The 507-nt window shown below is 64.1% G+C and carries 1 protein-coding gene; it reads left to right on the top strand.

The genetic code is table 11. From position 1 onward, the window contains the following. A partial coding sequence (locus ADL15_RS18180) for an AAA family ATPase (protein ID WP_157441447.1) occupies positions 1-507 on the top strand: 507 nt, incomplete at both ends.

Raw genomic sequence — 507 nt, 5'->3', positions numbered from 1 at the left:
GGTGTCGGTAAGACCGAGCTGTCCAAGGCTCTCGCCGAGTTCCTGTTCGGCTCCGAGGACGCGCTGATCCAGCTGGACATGTCCGAGTTCCACGACCGGTACACGGTGTCGCGGCTCGTCGGTGCGCCTCCCGGGTACGTCGGTTACGACGAGGGTGGCCAGCTGACCGAGAAGGTGCGGCGCAAGCCGTTCAGCGTGGTGCTGTTCGACGAGATCGAGAAGGCCCACCCGGACGTCTTCAACACGCTGCTGCAGATCCTGGAGGACGGCCGGCTGACCGACGGCCAGGGCCGGATCGTCGACTTCAAGAACACGGTCATCATCCTGACCACGAACCTGGGCACCCGGGACGTGGCGAAGGCGGTCTCGCTGGGCTTCCAGGCCTCCGAGGACGTCGAGTCGAACTACGACCGGATGAAGGTCAAGGTCAACGACGAGCTGAAGCAGCACTTCCGCCCGGAGTTCCTGAACCGTATCGACGACACGATCGTCTTCCACCAGCTGCGT

The sequence above is a fragment of the Actinoplanes awajinensis subsp. mycoplanecinus genome, from assembly GCF_001509495.1.
Lineage (GTDB): Bacteria > Actinomycetota > Actinomycetes > Mycobacteriales > Micromonosporaceae > Actinoplanes > Actinoplanes palleronii.
The sequence above is the reverse complement of the archived record's forward strand: the minus strand, read 5'-3'. Positions and strand labels throughout refer to the sequence as shown.